24 protein-coding genes are annotated in these 25,983 nt (G+C 64.5%); 11 read left to right on the top strand and 13 right to left on the bottom strand.

Annotated features, from left to right (window positions below; all coding sequences use genetic code 11):
* The first annotated feature begins 517 nt into the window (after positions 1–517).
* The 4 genes from P9217_RS01935 (at position 518) to P9217_RS01950 (ending at position 5,688) form a co-directional block, all read left to right on the top strand.
* Complete coding sequence (locus P9217_RS01935) at positions 518–1,669, top strand: acyltransferase (protein ID WP_278086758.1); 1,152 nt, start codon at positions 518–520, stop codon at positions 1,667–1,669.
* On the top strand, positions 1,669–2,781 hold the full coding sequence (locus P9217_RS01940; protein ID WP_278088264.1) for a glycosyltransferase: 1,113 nt from the start codon (positions 1,669–1,671) through the stop codon (positions 2,779–2,781). The genes P9217_RS01935 and P9217_RS01940 overlap by 1 nt, the downstream gene beginning before the upstream one ends.
* A 112-nt stretch (positions 2,782–2,893) precedes the next feature.
* Positions 2,894–3,919: a glycosyltransferase gene (locus P9217_RS01945; RefSeq protein ID WP_127246685.1), complete on the top strand. Its 1,026-nt coding sequence runs from the start codon at positions 2,894–2,896 to the stop codon at positions 3,917–3,919.
* Positions 3,916–5,688, top strand: a complete 1,773-nt coding sequence (locus P9217_RS01950; RefSeq protein ID WP_278086756.1) for an ABC transporter ATP-binding protein — start codon at positions 3,916–3,918, stop codon at positions 5,686–5,688. Before P9217_RS01945 ends, P9217_RS01950 begins: the two co-directional genes overlap by 4 nt.
* Before the next feature lie 234 nt (positions 5,689–5,922).
* On the opposite strand, the gene minE is transcribed toward P9217_RS01950, so the two are convergent.
* From minE to minC, 3 genes are all read right to left on the bottom strand, one after another.
* Positions 5,923–6,195 carry a cell division topological specificity factor MinE gene (gene minE, locus P9217_RS01955; RefSeq protein ID WP_042638296.1) on the bottom strand — a complete coding sequence of 91 codons (273 nt, stop codon included), beginning with the start codon at positions 6,193–6,195 and terminating at the stop codon, positions 5,923–5,925.
* Positions 6,192–7,007 carry a septum site-determining protein MinD gene (gene minD / locus P9217_RS01960; RefSeq protein ID WP_067321964.1) on the bottom strand — a complete coding sequence of 272 codons (816 nt, stop codon included), beginning with the start codon at positions 7,005–7,007 and terminating at the stop codon, positions 6,192–6,194. The genes minE and minD overlap by 4 nt, the downstream gene beginning before the upstream one ends.
* Positions 7,008–7,115: 108 nt before the next feature.
* Complete coding sequence (gene minC / locus P9217_RS01965; protein WP_066992899.1) at positions 7,116–7,979, bottom strand: septum site-determining protein MinC; 864 nt, start codon at positions 7,977–7,979, stop codon at positions 7,116–7,118.
* A 544-nt stretch (positions 7,980–8,523) separates the two neighbouring features.
* Here minC and P9217_RS01970 point away from each other — a divergent pair.
* Together P9217_RS01970 and P9217_RS01975 are read left to right on the top strand one after the other, a co-directional pair.
* The gene (locus P9217_RS01970; protein WP_066992896.1) at positions 8,524–8,733 is read left to right on the top strand and encodes a cold-shock protein; all 210 of its coding nucleotides are present in this window, start codon (positions 8,524–8,526) and stop codon (positions 8,731–8,733) included.
* A 219-nt stretch (positions 8,734–8,952) separates the two neighbouring features.
* Positions 8,953–9,141 carry a hypothetical protein gene (locus tag P9217_RS01975; RefSeq protein ID WP_066992893.1) on the top strand — a complete coding sequence of 63 codons (189 nt, stop codon included), beginning with the start codon at positions 8,953–8,955 and terminating at the stop codon, positions 9,139–9,141.
* 93 nt (positions 9,142–9,234) lie between these two features.
* Here P9217_RS01975 and P9217_RS01980 read toward each other — a convergent pair whose 3' ends face one another.
* From P9217_RS01980 to P9217_RS01995, 4 genes are all read right to left on the bottom strand, one after another.
* Positions 9,235–10,755, bottom strand: a complete 1,521-nt coding sequence (locus P9217_RS01980) for an FAD-dependent oxidoreductase (protein ID WP_278086755.1) — start codon at positions 10,753–10,755, stop codon at positions 9,235–9,237.
* Positions 10,756–10,844: 89 nt separating this feature from the next.
* A complete protein-coding gene (locus P9217_RS01985; RefSeq protein WP_127324537.1) occupies positions 10,845–11,717 on the bottom strand; it encodes a ferritin-like domain-containing protein in 873 nt (290 codons plus the stop codon).
* Positions 11,718–12,032: 315 nt separating this feature from the next.
* Positions 12,033–12,458: a globin family protein gene (locus P9217_RS01990; protein ID WP_127324536.1), complete on the bottom strand. Its 426-nt coding sequence runs from the start codon at positions 12,456–12,458 to the stop codon at positions 12,033–12,035.
* Between the two features lie 83 nt (positions 12,459–12,541).
* Positions 12,542–13,150, bottom strand: coding sequence for a TetR/AcrR family transcriptional regulator (locus P9217_RS01995; protein ID WP_164746757.1), 609 nt, complete (start codon positions 13,148–13,150; stop codon positions 12,542–12,544).
* Positions 13,151–13,357: 207 nt separating this feature from the next.
* Between P9217_RS01995 and P9217_RS02000 the strand changes: the two genes are divergently transcribed.
* The gene (locus P9217_RS02000; protein WP_164747392.1) at positions 13,358–14,482 is read left to right on the top strand and encodes an alpha-hydroxy acid oxidase; all 1,125 of its coding nucleotides are present in this window, start codon (positions 13,358–13,360) and stop codon (positions 14,480–14,482) included.
* 152 nt (positions 14,483–14,634) lie between these two features.
* On the opposite strand, the gene P9217_RS02005 is transcribed toward P9217_RS02000, so the two are convergent.
* The gene (locus P9217_RS02005; protein WP_127324535.1) at positions 14,635–15,471 is read right to left on the bottom strand and encodes a BA14K family protein; all 837 of its coding nucleotides are present in this window, start codon (positions 15,469–15,471) and stop codon (positions 14,635–14,637) included.
* Positions 15,472–15,549: 78 nt separating this feature from the next.
* A complete protein-coding gene (locus P9217_RS02010) occupies positions 15,550–16,656 on the bottom strand; it encodes a KamA family radical SAM protein (protein WP_278086754.1) in 1,107 nt (368 codons plus the stop codon).
* Positions 16,657–16,837: 181 nt separating this feature from the next.
* Here P9217_RS02010 and P9217_RS02015 point away from each other — a divergent pair, with 181 nt between their 5' ends.
* The gene (locus P9217_RS02015; protein WP_095801518.1) at positions 16,838–17,773 is read left to right on the top strand and encodes a hypothetical protein; all 936 of its coding nucleotides are present in this window, start codon (positions 16,838–16,840) and stop codon (positions 17,771–17,773) included.
* 66 nt (positions 17,774–17,839) lie between these two features.
* Here the strand turns inward: P9217_RS02015 and P9217_RS02020 are convergent, their stop codons facing one another.
* A complete protein-coding gene (locus tag P9217_RS02020; RefSeq protein WP_278086753.1) occupies positions 17,840–19,396 on the bottom strand; it encodes a serine hydrolase in 1,557 nt (518 codons plus the stop codon).
* Between the two features lie 388 nt (positions 19,397–19,784).
* Here P9217_RS02020 and P9217_RS02025 point away from each other — a divergent pair, with 388 nt between their 5' ends.
* A complete protein-coding gene (locus P9217_RS02025) occupies positions 19,785–20,678 on the top strand; it encodes a hypothetical protein (RefSeq protein WP_278086752.1) in 894 nt (297 codons plus the stop codon).
* A 41-nt stretch (positions 20,679–20,719) separates the two neighbouring features.
* On the opposite strand, the gene P9217_RS02030 is transcribed toward P9217_RS02025, so the two are convergent.
* The 3 genes from P9217_RS02030 to P9217_RS02040 form a co-directional block, all read right to left on the bottom strand.
* Positions 20,720–22,147: a hypothetical protein gene (locus tag P9217_RS02030; protein ID WP_278086751.1), complete on the bottom strand. Its 1,428-nt coding sequence runs from the start codon at positions 22,145–22,147 to the stop codon at positions 20,720–20,722.
* A gap of 371 nt (positions 22,148–22,518) precedes the next feature.
* Positions 22,519–23,028, bottom strand: coding sequence for an Hsp20/alpha crystallin family protein (locus tag P9217_RS02035; RefSeq protein ID WP_278056965.1), 510 nt, complete (start codon positions 23,026–23,028; stop codon positions 22,519–22,521).
* 89 nt (positions 23,029–23,117) lie between these two features.
* Positions 23,118–23,594 carry an Hsp20 family protein gene (locus P9217_RS02040; protein ID WP_127216123.1) on the bottom strand — a complete coding sequence of 159 codons (477 nt, stop codon included), beginning with the start codon at positions 23,592–23,594 and terminating at the stop codon, positions 23,118–23,120.
* A gap of 347 nt (positions 23,595–23,941) precedes the next feature.
* On the opposite strand from P9217_RS02040, the gene groES reads away from it, so the two are divergent.
* On the top strand, positions 23,942–24,256 hold the full coding sequence (gene groES / locus P9217_RS02045) for a co-chaperone GroES (protein ID WP_066992870.1): 315 nt from the start codon (positions 23,942–23,944) through the stop codon (positions 24,254–24,256).
* Between the two features lie 52 nt (positions 24,257–24,308).
* Positions 24,309–25,937 carry a chaperonin GroEL gene (gene groL / locus P9217_RS02050; protein ID WP_066992865.1) on the top strand — a complete coding sequence of 543 codons (1,629 nt, stop codon included), beginning with the start codon at positions 24,309–24,311 and terminating at the stop codon, positions 25,935–25,937.
* Positions 25,938–25,983 lie beyond the last annotated feature (46 nt).

Here is a 25,983-nt window from a genome sequence, read left to right on the forward strand (position 1 = left end):
TGAGGCAACGGGGCCGGATGGTTGGACAGGCCTTTCAAGTATCGCAACTGGATTGCTGCGCCGCACAAGACTTTGAAATTCAATATACTTTTCACAACGCGATTTGAATAGTCTTTGGCTAAATGGAGCGTTACTGTCAATATCGCCAAAACACCCGCTACGGTTGTCGCAATGCGTCACAGCATCCGTAGCGATAAATACTTCAAAAATCAGACCAACCGACCATCACCATATAGGACCATAGGCCAAACTTCCCAAGTCAACTGTCGTCTGCAACCCTCCAAATCACAGCTTTATTTCAAACTCGTAAGCATTGTGTGTTGCGCCGCAACATAAGCGGAGACAGATGTGAACCAACATGGGCAGTGGAGGATGCCGCTACGTTGAGCCGAATGGGCATTCCGCTGACAGCCAAGGACGGCACTCTCGCCCCGGACGGAGATTCGTCGACAGGCGGAGTCGGCGTGCTTTGCAGGTCCAGCGCAGGATCTTACGACGGAGCCTGGGGACCCCGCCAATGACAGGTCAGCGCGACATCCAGCTTGATGCAGTGCGAGCTGTAGCCGTCACGCTGGTGCTTTACGCGCATTTCCTTGCGCCGAACGGCACCTCCTTCCTCGGCCATCTCGGCGTGCGGCTGTTCTTCGTGCTCTCCGGCTTCCTGATCACCCGGCTTTTGCTTGACGCGCGTGACAGCAACGCATTCGCTTCCGGGCCGGCCCTGCGCGCCTTCTATGCCAGGCGCGTGATCCGAATTTTTCCGCCTTATTTCGCGGTGCTGGCCCTGGTCTGGCTCACCAATCTGGAACAGTCCAGCCCGTCGCTTGCCTGGCATGCGCTTTATCTCTCGAACTTCTGGTATGCGCTGCGCAACGACTGGAACCCCTGGCTGCTCTGCCATTTCTGGAGCCTCAGCATCGAGGAGCAGTTCTATCTCGCTTGGCCGCTGATCGTGCTTCTGGCGCCGCGCCGGCGTATCGAGGCGATCACGATCGGCGTCATCCTCTTCTCGTTCGCCTACCGCTTCTACTGGCCGCTCACCGCCAACCCGGCGCTCGCCCGGGACCTGTTGCCGCCGGCCTCGATGGACGCGCTTGGCTGCGGCGCCCTGCTTGCCGTGCGCCGCGCCAGGGGCGCCGATGTGCCGCGCTGGATGCGGCTCGGCTGGCCGGCTTTCGCGGCCGTTTTCCTGCTCGTCGTCTGGTCCGATCCGGGACCGGCGAACTCGGCATGGGAGTGGGCGCACTGGGCGCTGGTGCAGGTGCTGCCGCTGGTGCCGCTGGTGGCGATTGTCGCCGCCTGCTCCAACGGCCTCGGCGGCAGGCTCGGCAAGCTGTCCGAACTGCCGCCGCTGCTTTTCCTCGGCCGCATCAGCTACGGCGTCTATCTCTACCACCCGATCCTTCTCGCCTACGCCGTCAAGGCGCAGCCCTGGATCCCGCTCAACGTCTCGGAGCAAGGGCCTGGCCGCTTCCTTGTCGCAGGCGCCGCCACGCTGCTTGTCGCCTCGCTCTCCTGGGCGCTGTTCGAAAAGCCGCTCAACAGTCTCAAGCGCTATTTCCCCTATGTCGCGCGGCCGCGCGCGGGCATGGCGGGCGAGACAAGTTGGGTCGGCCCGCCGGCCGGGGTATCCGCGCTGGACCTGCAGCAAACCGAGGCGCGACGATGATGGCAAGCGCCACTCCCCTCATCTCCGTGCTGCTGCCGGTCTACAATGCCGAGCCCTATGTCGGCGCTGCAATCCAATCGATCCTGCGGCAGGATTACAGCCGGCTCGAGATCATCGCCATCGACGACGGTTCGACCGACCGGTCGCTGGAGATCCTCGACCGCTGCCGCAAGGCGGACAGCCGCGTATCCATTGTTTCGCGCGAGAACCGCGGTCTCGTCGCCACCCTCAATGAGGGGTTGGCGAGCGCGCAAGGCGAGCTCGTCGCGCGCATGGACGCCGACGACTTCGCCTATCCCTGGCGGCTGTCGCGCCAGGCGGCGCTGTTTGCAACGCGTCCCGAGATCGGCTTCTGCGGCTCGATCGTCGACATGCTGGTGCGTGGGCGTATCGCGCCCGGCAGGCTCGACCCGGTGTTCCGCCTCGACTTTGCCGTGCTCGCGAAATTCTTCACGATCTTCATGCACCCGACCGTGGTCTACAACCGCCGGGTGATCGGCGAGGCCGACCTTCATTACGACGCCGCCTACCGGCATGCCGAGGATTTCGACCTCTTCCGCCGGCTCGCCGACCGTTATCCGGCGGCCCTGATGGAGGAGAGCCTGCTGGTCTACCGCGTGCATTCCGGCAGCGTGACCAGCCGGCACGTGAAGGAGATGCGGCGCACACATCTCAGGATCGTGGGCGAAAACCTCGAGCGCGAGGGTCTGACAGACGATACCAAGGACCTGCGCGCGATCGGCGATCAAGTCTCCTTCGCGACGGTGGCCGGGGTAGCAGCCTTCATCCGCGCGCTGGAAGAGCGGATTACCGCGCTGCCCGCGGCGGTGCGCCCGAGCTTCGAGGCCGGCGCGCTCAACCTCTTCTATTTCCTCTACCAGCTCGTCAACGACGAGGAGCAACCCGCGCTGACGCATGAGCTTTTGACGCTTTCCGCGAAATGGTACGCGATCCGCCGCCGCGAGCAATATGCGTTGCGCCCCGGGGCCTGGGCACCGTGGCTCAGCCAGGCTTCGATGTGGGCCGGCAAGCAGGCCGACAGGCTCGCCTACCGCTTCAAATCCACGCCGGCGGCATCGGTGCTGGCGCCTTACAGGATGGAGGCGGCATGAGCAGCTTTGGCCGCGTCCACTCGCCGGCGGTGGAAATCGGCGAAAGCCGGCGCGACAGCCAATCTCCCCTCACAAGCAGGGAGGTCAGCAGCCTCAGCGCTGAGCCCTCTCCATGAACGACGCGCGCCATCCCCTGCCGCGGCACCCGGCCCTGCCCGCGCCTCCCTGGCCCAGGCAGCGGCCGCAGGTCTCCTTCATCGTCTGCACGCGTGACCGCGCGGCGGTGCTGGAAGCCTGCATCGATTCGATCCGTGCCGCCTGTCTTGCGCATCCCGCCTTCGCCGCCGAACTGGTGGTGGTCGACAACGGCTCGCGCGACGGCACGGCGGAATATCTTTCCCGGATCGCCGCGAGCTCCGACATTCCACTTACGGCGATCTCAGAGCCGCGGCCCGGGCTGGCGGCGGCGCGCAATGCGGGGCTGGCGCGGGCGCGCGGGCACGTGCTGGTCTTCAACGACGACGACTGCAGGCTCGACCGCAACTACCTCGCCGACCTCCAACGGCATTATGCAAGCGGTGAGAAATGGCTGATCCGCGGCGGCCGCGTCGAACTCGGCGATGCGCGCGACCTGCCCTTCACCATCAAGCGCTGCGACGAGCGCCAGCGGCTGACGCCCGCCGTGCATCCGGGCGGCTTCGTGCTCGGCTGCAACATGACCATGCATCGCGACGTCGCCGCTCGCATCGGCCCCTTCGACGAACGCTTCGGCGCCGGCGGGCCGCTGCGCTCGGCGGAAGACACCGACTACCTGGTGCGCGCCATGCTCGCCGGCATGGCGGTGGAATATGTGCCCGACATGACGATCTTCCATCACCACGGCCGGCGTGGCCGCAAGGCGATCGATCGGCTGCACCGCGACTATCATTTCGGCAATGGCGCGCTGTGTCTCAAGCATTTCCGCCGGGCGCCATGGCTGCTTCGCCATTTCTACTGGGCGGCGCGTGCCGCCACGCGCGAGCTGATCGGCGGCCCGCGCTTCGACCAGGATCTCAGGCTCTCGCACTGGCCGATCGTTTTGATGAACCTCGCGGGCGCGGCGAAATTCATGGCGCTCGTGCTGGCGGGGCGGCCCGATCGGCAGCCGCGGCGCGCTGAGGATGCGGCCGAGGCCAGTGCGGAGGCCGGCACGCCATGAGCGGGCACCCGACACTGGCGATGCTGCGGCGGGCGCTCGGCCGCCGTCAGCTCGGCCTGCTGCCCGTCGTGGTCGCGCTCGGGCTTGCGAGTGCTGCGCTCGAAGGCTTCGGCATCGGGCTGATCATTCCGCTGCTCGGCATCATCATGGGACATGGCGAGGCGACCGGCATGGCCGGACTCTCCGCCCTGCTGCAGAAGGTCGGCGCCGGGCTCGGCGAGCGCGAGCGGCTGATCGCGATTTCGGCCGCGATCCTCGGCTCGATCCTGCTCAAGAACCTGCTTGCCTTCGCCAATGCGGTGCTGACCGCGCATATCTACGGCAAGGCCGGTCAATCGATCCGCGGCGCGCTCGCCGAACGCCTGCTCAGCGTCGGCTATCCGTTCTTCCTGAAGGAGAGCCCAGGGCGGCTGCTCAACATCATCTCCAACGAATCCTGGCGGGCGTCGGACGCCATGCAAGGGGTGCTGGGCGCGATCGTCAGCGCCTCGGCGGCGGTTATCCTGCTTGCCTTCCTGCTGCTCTTATCCTGGCAGATGACGCTGCTGGTGATGCTCGGCCTGGCGCTGGTGCAAGCGGCACATATGGCGCTGTCGGCCCATCTCAAGGGCCCGAGCCGCAGCGTCGCGGCCCGCAACAGCGCTTTAGCCTCGCAGATGCTGCACCTGGTGCATGCCGGCCGTCTCATCCGCATCTTCGGCCAGGAGGCGCGCGAGAAGGCGGCGTTCGAGAAGGCATCGGACAGCGTGCGGCGGGCGGCCTTCACGCTTTCCAAACGCCAGGGCGCGCTGGCGCCGCTCACCGAAGTGCTGCACGCCGTGCTGTTCCTGGCGGTGGTGATCGGCGCCTGGCTTGCCGGCTTGAGCTTCCCGCTGGTCGCCGCCTTCCTCATCCTGCTTTACCGCCTGCAGCCGCATGTGCGCGCGCTGCAGATGACCTGGAGCCAGCTGCAGGGGCTTTCCGGCTCGCTGGAGGAGGTGAGCTGGCTGCTCGACCCCGAGGGCAAGCCCGCGCCGCCCACGGGCAGCCGCCCGTTCGCGGGACTCGGCGAGAAGATCGCCTTCGAGGGCGTCAGCTTCAGCTATGCCAATGAGGAGCAGCGCGCGGCGGTGCTGCATGCGGCGAGCTTCGACATCGTGAGCGGCCGCTCGACGGCGCTGATCGGCCGCTCCGGCGCCGGCAAGACGACCATCGTCAACCTGCTCTGCCGCTTCGTCGAGCCCGATGGCGGCCGCATCCTCGTCGACGGCGCGCCGCTCGGCGAGATCGACCCGGCCCAATGGCGGGCGCACATCGCTTTGGCCAGCCAGGAGCTGGAGCTGGTCGACGGCACCATCCTCGACAACATCACCTACGGCAAGGACACGGCCAGCGCGGAAGAGGCGCGCCGCGCGGCCAAGCTCGCCGAGGCGCATGGCTTCATCGAGACACTGCCGCAGGCCTACCAGACGGTGGTCGGCTATCGCGGCGTCAACCTGTCGGCCGGGCAAAGGCAGCGCATCGCGCTGGCGCGAGCGCTGCTGCGCGACCCCGACATTTTGATCCTCGACGAAGCCACAAATGCGGTGGACGGGCTCTCGGAAGCGGCAATCGTGGAAACGCTGAAATCGCGCGCCGGCCGCCGCACCACGATCGTCATCAGCCATCACCACTCGACCATCGCGTTCTGCGACGACCTGGTGATCCTGGAGCATGGGCGGGTGAAGAAGCAGGCGCCGTTCGCGGAACTGGCGGCGCGCAGCATGGATGAGCTGTACCAGCCGGAGTGAGGGCTTTCTTTGCGAGGGAAGTGGCGAAGGTTGGCGCGAGACACCCCCCTCTGCCCTGCCGGGCATCTCCCCCCGCAAGGGGGGAGATTGGCAGCTCCGGCTGCCGCGCTCTTCATGCTCCGTCGGAAGTTGGCGAAAGCGGCGACGACATCTGATCTCCCCCTTGCGGGCCCTTGCGGGGGAGATGTCCGGCAGGACAGAGGGGGGTGCTGTCCCGCCGGCGCTAAACCAGCTTCACCCCGCCATCGCGAGCGGCGCGGCGCTCTTGTTGGGGATCTGGATGTCGATCTCCAGCGTCGACATGGTGGCGCCGCGATCCATCGAGACCTGGAGATAGTCCTGGTCGATCTGCACATGCTTGGCAATGACGGCCATGATCTCCTCGCGCAGGATGGAGACGAGGTCTGGCTGGCCACGGCTCTGGCGTTCATAGGCGAGCAGCAGCTGCAGCCGCTCGCGCGCCACAGGCGCACTGGTGCGCCGCTTGAAGAGGTCGAGAATGCTCATGCCGCCCTCCTTCCGAGAAGCCGTTCGAGGAAACCCTTGCGCTCGAAGGGGACGACCACCGGCAGGTCCTCGCCCTCCAGGCGCCGTGCCGCTTCGAGGTAGGCCTTGGCGGCGGTGTTGATCGGCTCGCTGAGCGTCACCGGCGCGCCGAGGTTGGAGGCCCTGAGCACATCCTGGCTTTCCGGGATGATGCCGAGCAGCGGCGTCGAAAGGATCTCCAGCACGTCGTCGATCGACAGCATCTCGCCGCGCGAGGCGCGCGTCGCGTCATAGCGCGTGACCAGCACGTGCTTCTGGATCAGCTCGCCCTGCTCGGCCTTCATGGTGCGGGCGTCGAGCAGGCCGATGATGCGGTCGGAATCTCGCACCGACGACACTTCCGGGTTGGTGACGATGACCGCCTCGTCGGCGAAGCGCATGGCAAGCTGGGCGCCGCGCTCGATGCCGGCCGGGCTGTCGCAGAAGACATAGTCGAACACCGAGCGCAGCCGGGCGATGACTTCGGCAACGCCCTCCTCGGTCAGCGCGTCCTTGTCGCGCGTCTGCGAGGCCGGCAGCAGATAGAGCGTCTCCAGCCGCTTGTCGCGGATCAGCGCCTGCGACAGTTTTGCGGTGCCCTGGATAACGTTGACGAGGTCGAACACCACGCGGCGCTCGGCGCCCATGATGAGGTCGAGATTGCGCAGGCCAACGTCGAAATCGACCAGCGCAACCTTCTTGCCGGTCTTGGCCACGGCAGCGCCGAGCGCGGCCGTCGAGGTTGTCTTGCCGACGCCCCCCTTGCCCGAGGTGACCACGACTACCTTGCCCATATATCCAGCCTCCGTTGGCGATTTTTATTCTCTGGCCGTGCCGGGCACGGCGGACTCATGAAGGACAATGGCACGCGAAACCGGTCCGAAGCTTGCGCGGCCAAAGACTCAGCCGAGCGGCACCACGCACAGCGCATCGTTTTCGAGGAAGGCCTGCACCGCCTTGCCGCGCGAAACGCCTTCCATCTCCTCGGCCGTGGTGTACCAGCCGTCGACGGCGAGCAGCTCGGCCTCATTCTTGCGGCAGAAGATGCGCGCCGATGTGTTGCCTTCCGAGCCGGCGATCGCCCGGCCGCGCAGCGTGCCGTAGACATGGATCGAGCCGCCGGCGACGATTTCCGAGCCGGACGCGACCGAGCCCAGCACGATGACGTCGCCATGCGGATGAAAGACCGACTGCCCCGAGCGGATCGGCGCCTTGATCATCAGCGTGCCGGCGGAAGGCTCGTGCCGTGCCGGTACAGCACCCTGCCCCGACCCGGCCGGTTCCGACTTGGCTGCTTCGGCGGCTCGCGCGTTCTGCGCATCGAGCTTCGCCAGTTCATCCTGCGGCGCCCTCATTTGCCCCGGCTGCACGTCCTCGACCGTAGCCGTCTCGACCGTGATCTCTTCCGCCTTCGCCTTGCGCGCGGCCCTGCCCAGCAACCCCTCGGCGGTCGCCTCCTTGGCGCCGGCGAGCAGCGGCGGCAAATCGGGGCCGAGCTCGGCGCCCTCGAGCTCGATCGCATAGACGCGGATGCCGCGCCGGGCGAGCGTGCCGACAAGTGCAGCGATCTCCTCCGGGCCCGGCTTCAAAGTATTGAGATCCAACACTACCGGGCGGCCGTTGAAATAGCCCGGCGAGTTGCCGATCCAGTGATCGAGCCCCTCCAGCCACTCGTCGATCGGCGCCTCCGGCGTCAGCGTGAAAGCGACGAAGGAGCGGGCGCGGAAGCGGATGGATTTGTTGTGCAAAGGGGCGGCGAAGGTCACGGCCAGACGAATCCTTACTCAATGGTTAAAGGGTGCCGGGCGAATGGTTAACAAAAGGTTAATCTTGCGGGTGGCGGCCGCTGAGGAACTGGCGCGGCTAAGTTTTGTGGCGGGGTGGTCACAGTGCCTGCCCCCGTGTCTAACCAGCACACAATTCGACACGAGGCGTGAGCTGGTAGGAGATGCTCAGCGGGGCTAGCGGGCCAACAATCTGCTCGGCATTTCGGAGCTTGTCGGCGGCAGATGAAGATCTGTATTTCGGCGCTTTTCATCGGCGCCGGGCGGAAGCCCGCTATAGGAGTCGGGCGGCTCAGGCGCAATTAGTCGCCCGGAAGCTTTCAGGACAACGGCCTTCGATAATATTATTTCGCATCGCCTTGTCGCCGCTGCGGTTAAGCGCTATGTTTTTCAAATCGAACTTGTTGAACGAACGTTGTTTCTGCGCCTTGGCGCCCTGACGATCTTCCCTCTCAATTTCGAAGACTGCGACGTTTGGCACGCAGCCAGGCGGCGATGATTTGCGTCGATTTGAAAGGAAAATCGTATGACTACTGGAACCGTGAAGTTTTTCAACGCCACGAAAGGCTTCGGCTTCATCGAGCAGGGCAATGGGCAGCCGGACGTGTTCGTCCATATCTCCGCCGTCGAGCGCGCCGGAATGCGCTCGCTAGCGGAGGGCCAGAAGGTGAGCTTCGACATCGTGAAGAACCAGCGAAACGGCAAAAGCTCGGCGGAGAATATCCAGGCGGGCTGATGCCGTGCATCCATGGCCTTTGACCGCGGATGTACCGGCATTGGCCTTGGAGCACTTTGATCTTGCGGATGTCTTCGTCCCGAAACCGGCTCCCGATTTCGGGCAACATGTTTTGGGATTTTACGCATGTCTTCCCCTAACCGGTTTCCGATTTTGGGAGATATGCTTTGGAAGGTCGGGCTTGCCCGGCCTTCTTCATTTCAAATTGCGAGGTAGACCATGGCCGAAACCAGTGTGTTCAAGCCGAAGGGCGACGCCAAGAGCGAAGCCACCACGAAGACGGCGCGCACGATAATCGAGGGCGAAGCGGCAGCGCGGCAGGCAAAGACGGAACGGCTCCGCGCGGCCAGGCTCGCCCGCGGGCCGGTTGAAGCGGAGCCAAAGAAGAAGCCGGCAAGGCGAAAATAGCGACGGAGGTTTTGGGGAAGTCCACTTCTCCCGACGCGATTCGACTCGACTTCCCGCGGCTGGGAATCGCCGATCCAATTCCCTTCAGCCGAACTATCCCAAAGGCCGGATGGCCGGGCCGTTGAGGACAGTCCCGTCCGGCGCGAACTGCGAGCCGTGGCAGGGGCAATCCCAGCATTGCTCGGTCGAATTCCAGTGCACGATGCAGCCGAGATGCGTGCAACTGGCCGAATGCCGGTGCAGCTTGCCGTCGCGATCGCGGCACACGGCGAACTTGCTCAAGCCGTCCTGAAGTATGCCGCCTTCGCCGGGCTCGAGGGCGTCGGCCGACTTGACCTCACCGGGCAGCAAATAGCCGGCAAGGTTCTTCACCGTCGTAAGATTCTCATTGACGTAGTGCGCGAGCGCGGCGGGCGGCGTCCGGTCGGGGGCGTAGACGGCTTCCCAGGAGTTCGATCCGTCCACGATCAGATCGCGGATCAGCAGTCCGGCCAAGGCGCCATGCGTCATGCCCTGGCCGGAGTCGCCGGTGGCGATGAAGACGTTGCCGTTGCCGGGGCTTCGGCCAATGAAGCCGCAAAAGTCGATCGTTTCGAGGACCTGGCCGGACCATCGCGCTCGTTCTCCGCCAAGATCGGGCACCAATGCCCTGATCCAGGCCTCGAGCGCGACAAAGCGCGCCGCGCCGTCATCCGCTTCGCCCGATTTGTGATCGCGGCCGCCGGCTATGAGACAGTCCGTCTTGCCGGGGCCGGGATTGAGGCGGACATAATAATAGGGATCGTCCATATCCCAGTAGAGCGCATCCGGGAGGGTTCCCCTGGCAATATCGAAAGCCATTGCATAGGTGCGGTAAGGCGCCATCTTGCTGTGGATCTTGACCCAGGTGTTGATCGGGGAATTGGTGGCAAACACTGCGTTCGAAGCCGTTACGGTGGAGCCGCCGTCGCATTTCAGGCGAACCTTGTCCCCCTCCTCGATTTCGGTGGCGGCGCTGTCGGCGAATGCCTTGCCGCCTCGTTTCTCGAAATCGGCCAGCAGCGCGCGCAAATATTTCAGCGGGTGGAAGGTCGCCTGGTCTGGATAGCGCAGGATGGGCGCCGATTCATGGCCCTTGAGCGGCACACCCTTGCCATGCTCAGCTTCGGCGCCGATCTTTGCCGCAGCCGCATACTCCTTGTTGCATTCTCTGGCGGCCTCTTTCTCGTCCATCCATGCCGCCGGGAACAGGAAGCCGTCCAGCCGGCGGAAATCGCAGTCGATCTCCAGCGTGGCGACATGGCGTTCGATGCGGTCGACGGCGGCTTGCTGGCTTTCCTGGAATCCGCGCGCCAGAGCCTCGCCGCGCATGTCGATCAGCGCGCTCAAGCCGTCGTCGCAGATGGGTGCCAGATGGGCGGTCGTGCGCGATGTCATGCCGCCGAGCAAGGGGCCGCGATCCACGAGCACCACCTTGCGTCCCGCCAAGGCCAGTTCGTAGGCGATGGAAACGCCGGCGATGCCGGCGCCGACGACCGCTACGTCACAATGCTCATCCTGCTCGAGGCGAGGCGCGTTGGGCAAGCTGGTGTCGAGTGTCCAAAAAGATCTGGTCGCTTCGCTGCTGACGTTCATTGTCTGCCTCGTCGAAACGAAATCGGATGCCCGCGCCGAATGCTGCTCGGCCGGGTTGCAGATCATCGTGACCGGCTCCACCCTAACGGCTAGGTGCTCTTGAGCGTTCCGTTCATCCCGTTCGGGTAAAAGCCGCCCTTGCCCACACCCGACTGATCGGTCAGATAGACGATGCGCAGCACCTCCTGCGGCGTCCTTGTGAAGGCAATCGCATCCGGCGTCGAAGGAACGACGTTGGCCTTGCCGTCGACCTGAATGCCCTGGTCTTTGTCCTCGTTCCCATCGATCTTGTCGCGTGCGTCGGAAACTGCATTCGCCGCCTTCCAGGCCTTCTCGCCCATGCGATAGAGCGACGACCGCGCCATTCCCATGTGATAGGCCTCGACCGCGAGAATTCCAGCCGCGGCAGCGAGGAATTCCTTGTTCTTCAGGACAGTTGCCGCACCGGCGTAGGCCGTCACACCGACGTCCTCGAACAGCATGCCGCCGAGCACGAAATTCATCTGGTTGCCAAACGCATCGAAATCGTCGCCGAGGCCGGCCGCCTTGGCGACCGCGGCAAAGCCGGCATCGAAATCGATCGCCGGCCGGTCCACCGCGTTCGACGCCAGCGTCTTGCGATAGAACCTGACATGGGCAAGTTCGTTTTCCGCGACCTCGCGCATGAATTCACCGAGCGCGGGCGTATCGAAGGCAACCTTTTTGCCGCCGACGACATCGCCGGGTTTGGAACCGATGTCCGAGTCATCGATGCCTTTTCCCGTGGTGCCGCGGAGGTAATATTCAGCCTCCATATATTCCAGGTTGAGCGCGAAGCGGAAAATGTCTTCGTCCTTTATGTCGTCCTGCGCGGCAGCAGACGAAGTCGAAGCAACGCCGGCCGCTGAAGCAATGGTCGCTCCAAGACCGATTTGCAGTGCCCGGCGGCGACAAACATGAAGTGAAGGCGTGACAGCGGTCATAGCTTCCTCCCGAAGCCCGCCTATCAACCGGTTTGGCCTCAATGAGCGGGCCAGCCGCCAAACTTCGCAGAAGGCAGAATGTTCCTGAAAAGAAGCCGATATGGCTTTGCCTGGGGGAGCCTGATGCGGCCGCGATACGGCTCGCGTGGCGCCGGTGCGGTTTTGCGCAGCCAATGGCTCGAGCCCTGTCGCCCAGGTCGGCGCCGGGCTTGCAGGCAGGGCGGCGACGGGCGCCTCGCCGCGACCTCCGGGCCATGAACAAGGCCCAGGAGATCGCCTGCCGCGCTCGGCTTCGCGCTCCAGCCTGACGAGAGCTCAAGCCGCCAGCTCCACCTCACGGGCTGCGACGATCATGACGCCGGCGAGCAGGCCGTAGGCGGCTTGCCAGGCCTCGCGGACCTGAGGCGTGAAGGCCTCGCCCAGGCCCGCCTCCAGCGTCTCGATCAGCGCCTGGCCGACGATCGGATAATGATGCTCCTCGACGCCATAGCCGACATGGCACCTGGCGAGATCCTGCACGGCGGGCAGGATGGTCTCGGCGCGGGAAAGGCCATGCACGACGAAGCCCAGCGCCGCCATCAGCTTGGCGCCCTGCCTGCTCATGTCCGTTGCGCGAAACAGCCCCTTGAGGCTGGCGTCAATGGCAAACAGCTTCTCGTAGAACAAGGCCGCGGCCGCCTCCTTGATCGGCACGACCTCGCGAAAACTGTCCTGCACAAGCCTGATCTGGTCGGGTGTCATCGGCGTGCTCCTCCGCATTTGCTAGGCTGCAAACATCCGGCGCGAGCGTTTCGCTGGCATGCCGGTTGTGGAGCGGGTGTGTTTCAGGCGTGTGTTGGGCGGGTATCGTGTTGCGGAAACTCCACCTCGGCTGCCATCAGCCGCTTCGCCGCATCCGCCGCGGCGCTGCAATAGCTCTGGTCGCCGTGGATCAGGATCATCACCATGGCGCCCTCGATCAGCAGGAATAGCTCGCGGGCCCGCTCCTTCGGCGACGGCACCTTCGCTTCGGCGAGCAGCATTTCCAGATGACGCTCCATCAGCGCCTTGTGCTGGCGCGCGATCACGCGCGCGGGGTGGCCGGACAGGTCGGCAAGCTCGATCGCCAGCCGGGTGAAGCCGGAGCCCGCCCAGCGCGGCTTGGACGACCACTTGACCAGCCCCTCGAAAAGCTTGTCGATCAGCACGTCCGCGCCGCCCGAAAACTCGATGCCGTAATTCTGGAAGTCGGCGAATGTACGCTCATGCTGCGAAGCGAGCACGGCGGTCAAGAGCGCGTCCTTGCTGTCGAAATGATAGTAGAGCGTGCGCTTGGTGACGCCGGCGGCATCGGCGATCTCGTCCATGCCAACGCGGAAAAAGCCCCGGCGGCGAAACAGCTTGTAAGCCGCCTGGAGGATCTCGGGCCTGGTCTCGTCGGACGCTCTGGGCATGGGGCGCGCTGCCGTTGCCGTAAGTATACTCGCTAGTGAATTTACATCAGCGGCCACGCGACCTTCAATAATCAGCATTCGCTAATATTTTATGGGAGGACGACGATGGAACGAGCAGTCCCCACGCCACTCGATGTTCCGACGGGCATCGTGACTTTGCCCGACGAGATCAGGGCAACATCGGCGGCGCCGCAACTGCTCAAGGGCATGACCTGCATCGAGGACCTGCGCCGGGCCGCGAGCCGCCGCGTGCCGCGCGTCTTCTTCGACTATGCGGAGTCCGGCTCCTATGCCGAGCAGACGCTGCGCGCCAACCGCGCCGACCTGGAGCGCATCACGCTCAAGCAGCGCGTCCTGGTCGATGTCGAGCAGCGCGACACGGCAACCACGATCCTCGGTGAGAAGGTGTCGCTGCCGATAGCCCTTGCACCGATCGGCCTCGGCGGCATGCAATGGGCCGATGGCGAGATCCTCGCCTGCCGGGCGGCAAAAGCCGCGTGCATTCCCTATACGATGAGCACGATGTCGATCTGCTCGATCGAAGATGTGGCGCAAGCTGTCGGCAAGCCATTCTGGTTCCAGCTCTATGTGATGAAGGATCGCGGCTTCGTGCGCTCGCTCATCGAACGCGCCGACGCCGCGCGCTGCAGCGCGCTGGTACTCACGGTCGACCTGCAAGTGCTGGGCCAGCGCCACGCCGATGTCAGGAACGGGCTTTCGGTGCCGCCGGCGCTCAAACTTCGCACGATCGTCGACATCGCCAGCCGCCCGGCCTGGGCGGCCCGCATGCTTTCGGCCAAACGCTGGACCTTCGGCAACCTCGCCGGCCATGTGAAGGGCGAGGACAGCATCAAGGCGGTGGCGGATTGGGTGGCGCATCAGTTCGACGCGACGCTGAGTTGGAGCGATGTCGACTGGATCAGGAGCATCTGGCCGGGCAAGCTGATCCTCAAGGGCATCCTCAATGTCGACGACGCGCGCAGCGCCAGCAGGGCCGGCGCCGACGCCATTGTGGTGTCCAACCATGGCGGCCGGCAGCTTGACGGCGCGCCGTCAACCATCTCGATGCTGCCGAGGATAGCGGACGCGGTGGGCTCCGATGTCGAGATGCTGTTCGACGGCGGCGTGCGCTCAGGCCAGGATCTGATGCGGGCGCTGGCTCTCGGTGCCCGAGCCTGCCTGGTCGGACGCGCCTATATCTACGGCCTCGGCGCCGGCGGCGAGGCGGGCGTGGCGACGGCAATCGACATTCTGCGCAAGGAGTTGTCCGTCACCATGGCGCTGACCGGGACAACGAGCGTCGCGGAGATTGATGGCCGAGTGCTGAATTGAGCCGATCATCTCCCGTTCGCGGCGGGAAGGTGCCGAAGGGCGGCGCTAACGTTAGCCATTCGATATGCACCCCCCCGCTGGTCTACCGACCATCCCCCCCCAAGGGGCGCCTTCAGGAGCCAAGCGTCACTTCGCAGGAACGTGGGCCTGCCCTACTCGCACTGCCGGCGCGGGCCGCCGTCATAGGGCTGGTAAGTGTTGTCCTGCGGATCGTAGGAGCGATAGCGGCTGAAGCAGGAGTCGATATGATCGCCCGACATTTGCGGGCCCAGCAGCCGATCCCTGGAAGGCTGGTCTTCCGGCAAAATCTCTTCCGGCGGGCCGCCATAAGTCGTCGCGTAGCCGTCCCGTGTCGTGGCGTAGCCTTCCACCTCGGCCTGGTCGTCAGTCACCTCGCCTTGATTGTTCATCCAGGGCTGATCGGGTTGGTGCCCGTCGGTCGAGGCTGTGCGATCGCCGCCCGGATCGAAATAGGGCGAGATGCAGGGGCGAGTCTCCCCGCTGTAGGAGCGGTAGCTGTTTTCTTGCGGGCGGTAGCTGCGATAGCGGTTGGCGCACCATTCGAGATGCGCGGCGGGCAATTGTGCCTGCTGGGCCGGCGCCTGCTGCGAAGGCTGTTCAGCCGCATCGGCCTGGCCCGTCTGTGAACCATTGGGCGGAGAGATCTCGGGCAAGGGCTGCAACTGCCGCGGCGCGGCGGCTTGCGGCGTTGGGAGAGCTGCGGTCTGCGTGGCCGTATCCGCCGCTTTGGCCCCCTCGTCCGCCTTAACGGACGCGCCGGCGGCCTGCTGGGCCGGGATGCGCTCGAGATCCTGCTTCGCCGGATCGACGGGCCTGGCGTCCTTGGTCCAGAGCTCCGAAACGCCGATCGCCGGCGTTGCCTGGCGCACCGGCTTGGCGGCCAGCAGCCAAGTGGCGAAGGCGAGCCCTGAGGCAAACACGGCCAGGGTCAGCACGAAGCCGCCGACGATTCCCAACAATGCCTTCACGCTGCTCTCCTTCGACCCCCCGCTATACAATGCGGGGGGCGGGATGGGAGTTCCTCTGCCGCCTCTCGAGATGAGGAACTAGGCGACCACCTCGCCATACTCCCTCACCTTCCCGTCCTGCCCGCGAATCCGCCATGTCTCGCTGTCCCGGCCCTCGATGTGGCTGGGGCCGAGCGGCACCTTGCCGCCGCCATCGGGCAGATCGATGACATAGGTCGGGTTGCAGATGCCGGAGAGGCGCCGGCGCAGTTCCGCGGCCAGCGCCTGGCCCTCGGCAATCGTGGTGCGGCGGTGCGCCATGCCCGGCGCCAGATCACCATGGTGAAGATAGTAAGGTTTTACGCCCAGCCGATAGATCAGCTCGCGGCAGAGCTCTTCCAGCACCTCGACCTTGTCGTTGACGCCCTTCAAGAGAACGCTCTGGTTAAGCAGAACAAAACCCGCCTGACGCATGGTCCGGCAAGCCGTTTCGGTGTCCGGCGTGATCTCGCGTGGGTGGTTGAAGTGAGTGACCACCGTCACCATCAGCCTTCCTTGCAGGGCCGCCACAAGGCCGGGCGTGATGCGCGACGGCAGCGCCACCGGCACGCGGGTGTGGATGCGCAGGAGCCGGACATGCGGGATGGCCTCGATGCGGGCGCGGATTTCGGCGAGCGCCTTGTCGGGCAGCGACAGCGGATCGCCGCCGGTCAGGATCACCTCGCGGATCTCGCTATGTTGGGCGATGTAAGCGAGGGCCGGCTCCAGCGCCTCGCGCGTATAGCCGCGGCCGATCGAAGTCAGCGACTCCTTGCGAAAACAAAAGCGGCAATAGACCGCGCATTGATAGGTCGGAAACAAGAGCACGCGGTCGGCATGGCGATGCGTCAGCCTGGGCACCGGGCTGAAGGCGTGATCGCCGATCGGATCGCCGAGCTCGCCCTCGGCAGTGATCAACTCGTCCGGCGACGGGATCACCTGCGCGCGGATCGGATCGTTCGGATCGTTCCAGTCGATCAGGTCGAGATAGGCTTTCGGCACGCGCACCTTGTGGGCGGCCGCGGCTTGCTGCGCGGCGGCGCGCTCGGCCGGTGAGAGCGGCAGGGCTGCGAGGTCGCGCACATGGCGCACGCCGGCACGCACGTCGTCCTGCCAGGCGGCGTCGGGTCCGCGCGCGGCTTCCTTGAGATCGGTATCTGAGGTCATTGGGGTCTCGGTACGAACTTGCGCGGGATATCGGCCGGATGGATGGCCGGGTCAATCGTTTTGGTTGCCGCAGAGCGGTGGAGCGGCGCGCGAGACCGGCTGGGCCTGATGTCCAGCTTGTCTCGTGGCTTTGAGCGCGACGAAATTGGCGCTAATTTGGCGCAGGCTTCGGGGGACACGAATGGATTTCAGCGCAGGCCATGGCTACCTTCTCATCGGTGGGCTCATCCTGGTCGGCGCCGGGCTGCTGATCATTTCGCTGATCGTCAATCTGCGCGTGGCGCACAGCGTGCGCGACGAACTGCGCCATCGCGAAAAGCTGCTGGAATATTATCGCAACATCTTTTCGCAGCTGGGCGTGATCCTGATCGGCATCGGCGTTTCGCTGTTCATCTTCTTCTTCCAGCAGAACTATCAGGACCAGCGCAAGCGCGAGACCGAGCTGCAGCAGGTTCTCGCCAAGCTGGCGGCGCGCGTTGCCCGCGGCGCCCCCGTCATCGAAACGCTGGGCGAGTTCGACGAGATACTGGATGAGGGCGGCGCCTATGTCGGCCCCGAACACGGCGGAAGCAACGCCGCGATCACCGCCAGGGGAACGGAGCTCGCCAAGCAGGTCGAAAAGATCCTGCTGGTCGAACGTGATGTCGATGTTCGAGACTTCGAAATCCTGAACCTGTCGCGCGACCTCGAAGCCACCTTTGTCGTCAACGAGATCGATCCGACGCTGTGGTTCAACATCGTGCGCGACGAGAACGAGATCAAATACGCGACGACGCAGTTAGCCCTCGACTACAAGGACCTGCATGAGGCGATCGGCGACGAGGCGGTGGAGGCCGCGGTCGCCAAGCCCGACAAGGAACCGAAGATCAAGCACGAGGTGCTCGACATCCTCTATGACGCCGACCTGCTGCGCCAGCGCAGCAGGCGGTTTCTCGCCCGCGCCTGCTGGCTCTTCAGCAAGGGCAAGAGTTTCGTCGCCCTTGCACCGGTTGATGCGATCGAGACCGACACCAAATCGCAGCAGGAATGGATCGACCGCGCGAAATCGGTGCTGACGCAGACAAAGACGGGCAGCGGCGACTGCTTCAAGCTGCTCCGCTACGGGCAGGCATCCTGAGCCCGCTGGTCTTTGTTTTGACTCTGTCGTTCACCCAGAATCGCCGCACGGCTCTGGGTGAAGCGATCAGTCTCCCACCCGCTGCAGCCTGCCCAGATGATTGTCGTCGAGGAACTCGATCGTCATCGCCGAGGCCTTGCCGTCGGGGCCGACGACGAAGCTCACGCCCGCCGGCCGGTCCGGCGTCTCGGCGTCGGGATGGGTCAGGAACAGATCGGCGTCGAAATGCGTCAGCGAATAGGACCGCGCTCCGGCCGGTCCGACCTCGAGCACAAGGCCGTCGCCCGCGCTCGACACGGTCACGCCGCCGATGAAGTCATTGCCGTAGCGGCCGGAATAGGCGCTGGCCGGCCGGGCCGGCCTTGGCGGAGACGGAGGCGCGGCATATTCGGCCTTGGCCGCGGCGATCGCCGGACCCAGCATCCCGGCATAGATTCTGTCCCAGGCCTCGACCCAGTCCTTTTCGACTTTTCCGTCGAAGACCAGATCGGCAAAGCTGTCGGACAACCCTTCCGGGACACCGGTCGGGAAGGCGTTCGCAAGGATAACGATGCCAAGCTTCTCCTGCGGAAACAGCGTCGCCACCGTACGCGCACCGACGCTGAAGGCGCCTGCATGGCCCCAGCTCAGGCCGTGCCGGCCGAAATCAATATTCCAGCCGAGGCCATAGAAAGACTCGCCTCCGGTTACGGGATTGCGGCCGAGCGCCATCTGGGGCAGATGCGTCTGTCGCAGCGCATCGGAAGCAATCAGCGTCCGGCCGGCATAAACCCCGTCGCCGAGCACCAGGCGCATCCATTGCATGAGATCGCGCGCGCTGGAATTCACGCCGCCCGCCGGCGCCTGAGGATCGACATTGCGCTTGACCTTTGCGGCCCAGACGCCGTCGATCTTGACATGCAGCGCGGCGCGATTGGCGCGGCTGATGAAGTCCGCGTGACGGGAGCTGGTCGCGGCCATTCCAAGCGGGCGGTAGAGCTTTTCCTCCGCGACCGTCTCCCAGGGCTTGCCTGTCGGCTTCGCGGCCGCGACGGCACCCTCGGTCAGCCCGAAATTGCTGTAGGAATAGCCGGCGCGAAAGCTCGACGATGGCGACACAAAGCGGAGGCGGCGAAGGATCTCGGCGCGGTCGTAGCCGATGCCCTCGAGGTCGTCTCCGGCAGTGCCGGGAAGGCCGCTGCGATGCGTGAAAAGATCGCGGATGGTGAGTTCGCCGGTGGGATAGGGATCGGCAAGGCGGAAGGCCGGATCGAGATCGGCGATCTTCGAATCCCAGGATACCACCCCGTCGCTGACCAGCGCGGCCACGACGGTAGCCGAGATCGGCTTCGAAAGGGAGGCGATCTGGAACACCGTGTCGGCGTCGACCGGCTCCGGTCTGCCGGCTTCGCGATGCCCGAAACCCTTGAGGAAGATCACCTTGTCGTCATGCACGACGCCGATGGCAAGGCCGGGGACCGCACCATCGGCGACGGCGGCTTGCGCCAGCGCTTCGAGCTTCGGCAAGGCGGCGGCGATGCGCGCGGGCGTGACGGGATCGGCCGATGCCGCGTGCGGCCAAAGCGCCAGTCCGGCGATGAAGGCCAAAACCGTCAAATGACAGAGATCCCGACCAAGCCGCATCGCGCGCTCCCTTCCCTGCATTCACCCTAAGATTGTACAGGCAGGCACCGGCTTGGCCAAGTCTTGCGCGGCCCTGATCATCCTCCCAATCGACTGGTGTGGCGCCGGGTGCGTCCCTCACCTCTGGGCCTGCGCCCGTCTCAGAAGATCCGGCCGTCCCCGACATCATGGCTGTGCTCTGGACACGAAAGCTTGCGTTCCTTCGCGCCCCCCTCTGTCCTGCCGGACATCTCCCCCACTTGGGGGGAGATCAGATGTGGCGCCGGCTTTCGCCAATCATCGCGGAAGGCCGGATATTAAATTCGGGTTCTCCCCGGGATTCCGCCACGCAAAAGCCGCCAAGTCAGGCGAAGGCCACAAGGGCTTTGGTTTGAATTGGGGTTATAGAATGCGGCTGGTCTGGGCGTTTTTGTTCGCGCTGGCGAGCGGCGTGGTTTTCGCGGCATCGCCGGAGGACGACTATATCGCCGCGCGCGACAAGGCGATTTCCGACATCGCGGCGCAGGAGAGCTCGAACGCGGAAGTGGAGGCGCTCGATGGCGCCAACACCAAGGCGCTGGCCGATCTGGAAAAGCGTCTTTCCGCCATTCTCGGCCCGCTTGCGGTCAAGGATTTTCCGGCAACCGGCACGATCAATCTGCAGAGCCTGAGCGCCTCCGATATTGGCTTCGGCATGCTGGACGGGCTGCGCTACGCCAAGAGCGATGCCGGCCCGAGCATCGTCGCGACGACCCGCGGGCTGGTCGAGCGCTGGCTGCGGTCCAAGGCTGACGAGGACGATGAAGGCCTGCGGCTGCCCGCCGGCATCGAGGACGCGCTCAAGCTAGACGCCTTCTATACGCAGGCGATCGGCAGCGACGCCGCATTCGTGAAGACGCTCGACTTTTCACTAAAGAAGCCCGAAGGCGCCGATATCGCCGTCGCGCGGCTCGGCGGCTGGACGCAGGATGTCGGACCGATCTACGACCAGCAGGTCGTCGTCGCGGTCGTCAAGGGCGACCGCGTCCTGATCGCCGAGGCGCCCGCGTCCCCGCCCGTGCCGAAGATCGCGGCCTGCGAGGCGCTTTGGACCGCGGCGGACGCGGCTGCCCAGAAATTTCAGCAGACCTATCAGAACTCGGACCTGAAGGACCAGCAGGCCTATGATTCCGCCAACGCCGCCTGGGAAAAAGGCGACGGCGATTATCGCGCCTGCATGGGCGAGCGCCTGCCGGGCGATTCGGGCTTCCCGGCACTGCTTGCCGAGGCCCAGCAGCTTGCTGACCGGATGACCGGCAAGTAGGCCCAGAGCGGTGAAGCGCTGAGCTGGCTAGACGCCCTTCCTCAGCTCGCGGCAGCTCTCATGTTGCGCCGGCGCCTCGCGGTGGGTCGCGCCGGCTCCACGATATGCCCGTTGGTGACATGCCCGTTCGTCACGGGCACAACATCCTGCCGGGCCCGGGCGTCCGTCACCCTGTGCAGCCGCTCGTAAGGCAGCAGCTCCTTGATGCGGGCATTCAGCGTCTCGACCTCGGCGCGCAGGTCCTCGCATTCCTGTTTCTGGATATCGAGCTGGATCTGCTCCGACGCCTGCTGCAGCGATAGCTGCGAGAGGTTGGTACTGATCACCGACAAATTCTTCTTGTCCAATTCGCTCTCGTTCCTGAGAACGGCAAGCTTCTCTTCCGCGATCTGCCGCTCGGTCACGGCGTCATTCAACTGCGCCCTCAGTCCTGTCGCCTCGGCGACCGCCTCGGTCTTGTCGATGGAGGCCTGCTCCAGCCGCGATTGCAGCTCCTGGATTTCGGAGCGCAAGCCGCGCAGCTCCGCCCGGCTCCGCGCAAGCTCCGCCGCGCCATCGCTTTCGGCAATGCGGGCGGCTTCGGCTGTCTCGGCAAGCTTGGCCTGCGTCGTCTCCAACGATTTCTGCAGCCGGGCCTCCTCCTTCTCGTGGCTACCGAGCTGGGCCATAAGTTCGGCAATGCGCGTGGCTTCGTTGGCGTGGGTCGCCGCGAACTCGTCGAATTTGTGCCGGGCCTCGGCCTCGCGCTTTTGCGCCTGCTCCAGCTCGATCGAAAGCCCGACCTGCTTCTCGCGCAGCAGCTTGTTCTCGACAGCGCGCCTGTCGGCTTCGACGGTCTTGGCCGTCAGGGTCTTGACGATCTCACCGAACTCAGCCTCGCGCCTGGCGCTCTCATTGCCCATCTCGACCATTTCGAGCCGCACCGCTGCAAGCGCCTCGCGCAGCGACTCCCTGTCCTGGACGAGACTTGCCTCGCGCTGCTGCCAGGCCTCGGCCGCGCCGTCGCGTTCGCGCTGCTTGCGCGTAGCGTCAAGCAATTGTTCCGACAAGGCCTTGTGTTCGGCGCCCAGAGCGGCGTTCTCCAGCTCCAGCTCATTGGCGCGCAGCGCATCGCGATGCAGGGCGTTCAGGATATCGCGCGTCATGTGGTGCGCTGTGGCGATCTCGGCCAGCCTTGACCCGATCTCCTCCAGATGACCCTGTCCGTCGCGGAAGAGTCCGGAAACGGCTTCCAAGGCGGCCAACCGTGTCTGGGTGTGCGGCGTCAGCCGGGAGGCGGAAGCCTCGGACTGAGTCTCGCCCGGCGGATCCTCCTCGCTTGCCGCCAGGTCGGCGGCAGAATCGTATCCCGGGGACGTCTCTTCGTCAGCCGAAAGACATTCTTCGAAAGCCTCTGCCAGATCCGACTGGAGCTCTTGAAATTCCTTGTCTACGTCCTCGGCCCGTTTGATCAGGGATTTGAAATTCATAACGGCACACCTCTTACGCTCACACCCGCCGTATTACTTAACGAATTGCTAATCTAGCCCTTAACGTTCCGTACGGGAAGCCTGACCAAAAGAAGGAAGGAATTAAGGTTATCGCGGATTTCCAGAGGCTTGCGCGGTGTTCCGTCAGCGGCATCTGCGCTCAGCGCGGTAAACGGTTAGAATGGCCTGCGTCGGCCGCACGTCATCGAGCCGCAAGCGAGCACCTGGCGCCCGCTGCGGGCGGATCACTCGTTGGAAGGGGAGCCACGCTCCAGCCAGCACCTACGCCAGCGTTGGCCGTTCCATCTAGCGCCGAGGTTCCGTCATGCCGCAGGGGCCGGACCCGCCGGTCCAACCCCTGCATCCAGGCATCAGCTCTTGATTTCGATACGCTTGGCCTGCGACTGCGCCTTCGCGGTCTTGGGCAGCATTACCGTCAGCACGCCGTTCTTGAAGCGGGCATCGATCTTGTCTTCTTCGATCTCGTAGCCCAGCGGGATTCGACGCTCGAAGCGGCCATAGATGCGCTCGGAGAACTGCCGCTCCTTGTCCTCCGTCTCGGAGCGCTTTTCACCCTTCAGCGTCAGCACGCCATCATCAAGCAGCACCTCGATGTCCTTCTCGTCCAGGCCCGGGACTTCGGCCGCCACCTTGATCTCCTTCTCGTTGTCGGAGATCTCAACGCTCGGCCAGCCGGCACCAAAGGCTGATACGCCGCCTGGGGATGGCAAGCCGGAACCGAAACCCCGGAAGACGTCGTCGAACAGCCGATTCACCTCGCGATGCAGCGACAGGAAAGGATCGCGTTCGCCGTCGCGGAAGACACTTGGAACCTGGTTACCATTGTTTCGGCCCCAGGGAATCAGATCACGAACACTCATGTTTTCCTCCTTTCTGTTCATCCGGAAGACAAGGCCCACAAGCGCCGGGAACATCACCCGGCGCTTGGCGCAAAGCGCGGCGAGAAGGCTCAGGCCGCCTTGTTGTCGGCCTCTATTTTCTTTGTCGCGGCCGTTGGCGATGATTTGTCCGCCGTGATCTCGATCCGGCGCGGCTTCATTTCTTCCGGGATCTCGCGTTTGAGGTCGATTGTCAGCAGACCGTTGACGAGGCTCGCATCGACGACCTTGACGTGATCGGCAAGCTCGAAGCGACGCTGGAATGCGCGGCCGGCAATGCCGCGATGCAGGTACTCGCCGTTGTCCTCGCCTGCCTTTTGGCCAGAGACCATCAGCATGTTCTGCTCCTGGGTAATGGCCAGTTCGTCCTGGCTGAAGCCTGCCAGGGCCATGGTGATGCGGTAGTCGTCCTCGCCGCTCTTGGCGATATCGTAGGGCGGCCAGTTGTCAGCGGTTTCGATGCGGCTTGCGGTCTCGAGCGCGTTCAGCATTCGATCGAAGCCGATGCTCGACCGGAACAGGGGAGAAAAGTCGAAACTGGTTCTCATAGCTACATCCTCCATTGAGCAACATAGATACGAGGAGCGCCAAGGCAGCGGCGCTCCTTGACCTTGCCGGCCACATCAGGCGCCGGCAGGTTCGATTTGGGAATTGATTCCTTTGCCGTCAAGAGGTCCGGGGCGCGCCCGTCAAAGCTGCATAATTACCTTTGTTTTCACGGCGCTAGCACTCGGCTGTTGCGAGTGCCAAAAAATTTCTTGCGGCCTCTTGAAACCGGCGCGTGCAAAACCAAATCCACATGCGCGAGGCCGAAAGGATCGCGAGCCCCGCTCCGGTCCTTCCGGTCCGGAGTGGAGGAACCTCTCAAAATCTGTTTGTCCCGAAGGAGAACGATATGAAGTTCCATCCATTGCATGACCGCGTTCTGGTCCGCCGCGTCGAGGCCGAGGAGAAGACGGCCGGCGGCATCATCATCCCGGACACGGCGAAGGAGAAGCCGCAGGAAGGCGAGATCATCGCCGTCGGTTCCGGCGCGCGCGACGAGAGCGGCAAGCTCATTCCCCTCGACGTCAAAGTCGGCGACCGCATCCTGTTCGGCAAGTGGTCCGGCACCGAGATCAAGCTCAACGGTGAAGACCTGCTCATTATGAAGGAAAGCGACGTGATGGGTGTGGTCGAGCAGACATCGGCGTTGGGAAAAGCGGCTTGAACCGGCCCAACCCGATCGGTGAATGAAAGGTGCCTGCTGAAGGAGTGTTCCAATGGCTGCCAAGGAAGTGAAATTCCATTCCGACGCCCGCGACCGCATGTTGCGCGGCGTCAACATCCTCGCCGACGCGGTGAAGGTCACGCTCGGCCCTAAGGGCCGCAATGTCGTCATCGACAAGTCGTTCGGCGCTCCGCGCATCACCAAGGACGGCGTCACTGTCGCCAAGGAGATCGAGCTCGAGGACAAGTTCGAGAACATGGGCGCGCAGATGGTGCGCGAGGTCGCCTCGAAAACCAGCGATATCGCCGGCGACGGCACGACCACCGCGACCGTTCTCGCCCAGGCCATCGTCAGGGAAGGTGCCAAGGCCGTTGCCGCCGGCATGAATCCCATGGATCTGAAGCGCGGCATCGACAAAGCCGTCGAGGCTATTGTTCAGGAGTTGAAGACCAACGCCCGCAAGGTGACCAGAAATGACGAGATCGCCCAGGTCGGCACGATTTCGGCCAATGGTGATGCCGAGATCGGCCGTTTCCTTGCTGAGGCGATGCAGAAGGTCGGCAACGAGGGCGTCATCACCGTCGAGGAAGCCAAGACCGCCGACACCGAGCTGGAAGTGGTCGAAGGCATGCAGTTCGATCGCGGTTATCTCTCGCCTTACTTCATCACCAATCAGGATAAGATGCGCGTCGAGCTCGAAGAGCCCTATGTGCTGATCCACGAGAAGAAGCTTTCCAACCTGCAGGCGCTGCTGCCGGTTCTGGAGGCGGTGGTTCAGTCGGCGAAGCCCCTGCTCATCATCGCGGAGGATGTCGAGGGCGAGGCGCTCGCGACGCTGGTGGTCAACAAGCTGCGCGGCGGCCTGAAGGTTGCGGCCGTCAAGGCTCCGGGCTTCGGCGACCGCCGCAAGGCCATGCTGGAGGACATCGCCATCCTCACCGGCGGCACCGCTATCAGCGAGGATCTCGGCATCAAGCTTGAGAACGTCACGCTGGAGATGCTCGGCCGCACCAAGAAAGTGGTGGTCGAGAAGGAGAACACCACGATCGTCGATGGCGCCGGCAAGAAGGAGGAGATCCAGGGCCGCGTCGCGCAGATCAAGGCGCAAATCGAGGAGACCACCTCGGACTACGATCGCGAGAAGCTGCAGGAGCGTCTGGCCAAGCTCGCCGGCGGCGTGGCTGTGATCCGCGTCGGCGGTTCGACGGAGGTCGAGGTCAGGGAGCGCAAGGACCGCGTCGACGATGCCATGCATGCGACGCGCGCGGCGGTCGAGGAAGGCATTCTTCCGGGCGGCGGCGTGGCGCTGCTCAGGGCCGCCAATGCGCTCGACGCGGTGGCTGCCGACAACCCCGACCAGAGATACGGCGTCGACATCGTGCGGCGCGCCATCGAGGCGCCGGCGCGTCAGATCGCCGAGAACAGCGGGGCGGAAGGCTCGATCATCGTCGGCAAGCTGCGCGAGAAGACCGATTTCGCCTATGGCTGGAACGCCCAGACCGGCGAATATGGCGATCTTTTCAGCCAGGGCGTTATCGATCCGGCCAAGGTCGTGCGCACCGCGCTGCAGGATGCAGCCTCGATCGCCGGCCTGCTCGTCACCACCGAGGCGATGGTCGCCGAGAAGCCGAAGAAGGAAGCGGCACCCGCCATGCCCGCCGGCGCCGGCATGGACTTCTAGGACGCTGGGGAGGCGCGGCGCCGACACAGCCAATCTCCCCCGACAG

This window comes from Mesorhizobium sp. WSM4989 (genome assembly GCF_029625795.1).
Lineage (GTDB): Bacteria > Pseudomonadota > Alphaproteobacteria > Rhizobiales > Rhizobiaceae > Mesorhizobium.